This window comes from Mesorhizobium sp. M7D.F.Ca.US.004.03.1.1, assembly GCF_003998635.1.
Lineage (GTDB): Bacteria > Pseudomonadota > Alphaproteobacteria > Rhizobiales > Rhizobiaceae > Mesorhizobium > Mesorhizobium loti.
Map to the genome: position 1 here is coordinate 1 of NZ_RZQG01001045.1, position 1921 is coordinate 1921.

A 1921-nucleotide genomic window follows, 5' to 3' on the forward strand; every position below is an offset into this window, starting at 1 on the left:
GCCCAATGCTGCGAGAACGAGCGAACCCAAAAGGGCGGCTCGTCCCGTCGTCTTCAAGGTGGAAGGAATATTCATTGAACTCTCCATTGGAATACGTGATCGCCGCTCAGAGCGCGTCGGTGTCTGTTTCGCCGGTGCGGATGCGCACCGCCTGATCGATGCCGAAAACGAAGATTTTGCCGTCGCCGATCTGGCCGGTCTTGGCGGCGGCGGTGATGGCTTCGACGGCCTTGTCGACCATGTCGGCACTGACCGCGACTTCGATCTTGATCTTCGGCAGGAAGCTGACCGCGTATTCCGCCCCGCGATAGATTTCCGTATGCCCTTTCTGACGCCCGTAGCCTTTGACTTCGGTGACGGTCAGGCCCTGGATGCCGACGGCGGTAAGCGCTTCGCGTACCTCGTCGAGCTTGAACGGCTTGATGATTGCCATCACGATTTTCATAAGGTTTCACCCTTTGCTGTTGCGGTCCCCCGCGTTTGCACACCTTCACCGATCCCAAAGAGCCGGAGAGTGCCCACGAGGATTCAAGCTCCGTGCCAAGTGCCGAAGCAGGGTGTTAACCCGTTGTAAACAAAGAGATCGAGGAGCGTCCCGACGCAACCTGCCCACAGCTGCGGCGATGCATCTGCTTAAAAATTAGGCAATTTTTCCAAAATGCCTACTCTGCAGGCGATCGCTTGAGCCGGATCAGCCCTTCCTGCGCAACCGAGGCGATCAGCGTGCCGTCGCGGGCAAACAGCGACCCGCGCGTAAAGCCGCGCGACCCTTGCGTCGACGGGCTGTCCTGCGTGTAGAGCATCCAGTCGTCGAGCGCATGGCTGCGGTGGAACCACATGGCGTGGTCGAGGCTCGCCGCCTGGATATCGCGATCGAAAATGGCGCGGCCATGCGCGAAGGTCGAGGTGTCGAGCAGCGTCATGTCGGAGAGATAGGCAAGCACCGCCGCCTGGATGGCGCGATCCGCGGGCACCGGACCGGTGGTCCGGATCCAGATGTTCTGCTTCGGCTCCAGCTTCTCGCGGCTCGTGTAATGCTTCAGCATCACCGGCTTCATCTCGATCGGCCGGTCACGCTCCCAATAGCGTTTGATGCCTTCGGGCACCGCTTCGCCGAACTTGCCCAGCAATTCGCGCTGCGACAGCAATGTGTCCGGCCCCGGAACGTCCTGCGGCATCGGCACCTGGTGCTCGAGGCCGACCTCGTCCTGCTGGAACGAGGCCTCCAGCGAAAAGATCGCCTGGCCGTGCTGGATCGCCACCACGCGCCGCGTGGTGAAGGAGCCGCCATCGCGGATCCGGTCGACCTCGTAGACGATCGGCACCTTGGTGTCGCCGGGCCGCATGAAATAGCCGTGCAGCGAATGCACGTGGCGATCGGGATCGACGGTTCGCTGCGCCGCCACCAGCGCCTGGGCAATGGTCTGGCCGCCGAAGACGCGCTGCCAGTCGAGCAGGGGGCTGCGACCACGATACAGATTGTGTTCCAGCTTCTCGAGGTCGAGAATGCCGAGAAGCTCGTCCATGGCTGCCGTCATATTTCGCGCCCTCGCAGCAGAAGTGTTATGGCGGTTTCCGACAGGACGGACAGGCAGTCAAGGGCGCAAGACCCGGCCGGCGCGCAAGGAGCGAAGATGATGGAACGCAAGGCGGACGCGAAACCCAGATCCGGGCTCGATGTTCTGGTCGCCGGCGCCGGCTATGTCGGCTTGGCCGCAGCCGTGTCGCTGAAGCAGGCGCGCCCGGGTCTCGCCATCGCTCTTGTCGATGCCGCGCCCGCTGGCGTCTGGCAAAGGGATGGCCGCGCTTCGGCCATTGCCGCCGCCGCCTGCCGCATGCTCGACCAGCTTGGCGTGTGGGCCGAAATCGCGCCGCAGGCGCAGGCGATCACCGAGATGATCATCACCGATTCGCGCACCTC

General features: G+C 63.1%; 3 protein-coding genes. 1 reads left to right on the forward strand and 2 read right to left on the reverse strand.

The annotated features are described in order from the left end of the window. Positions 1 to 106: 106 nt before the first annotated feature. Both EN935_RS33615 and tesB read right to left on the reverse strand, forming a co-directional pair. A complete protein-coding gene (locus EN935_RS33615) occupies positions 107 to 445 on the reverse strand; it encodes a P-II family nitrogen regulator (RefSeq protein ID WP_013528889.1) in 339 nt (112 codons plus the stop codon). 217 nt (positions 446 to 662) lie between these two features. Then, positions 663 to 1538, reverse strand: coding sequence for an acyl-CoA thioesterase II (gene tesB, locus EN935_RS33620; RefSeq protein ID WP_109663902.1), 876 nt, complete (start codon positions 1536 to 1538; stop codon positions 663 to 665). A gap of 99 nt (positions 1539 to 1637) precedes the next feature. On the opposite strand from tesB, the gene EN935_RS33625 reads away from it, so the two are divergent. After that, the coding region (locus EN935_RS33625) for an FAD-dependent oxidoreductase (protein WP_164771589.1) at positions 1638 to 1921 on the forward strand (284 nt) is incomplete at its 3' end.

Bases quoted from the DNA above. Each gene is read 5' to 3' on its own strand.
- EN935_RS33615 (WP_013528889.1), bottom strand. From the start codon at position 445: ATGAAAATCGTGATGGCAATCATCAAGCCGTTCAAGCTCGACGAGGTA.
- tesB (WP_109663902.1), bottom strand. From the start codon at position 1,538: ATGACGGCAGCCATGGACGAGCTTCTCGGCATTCTCGACCTCGAGAAG.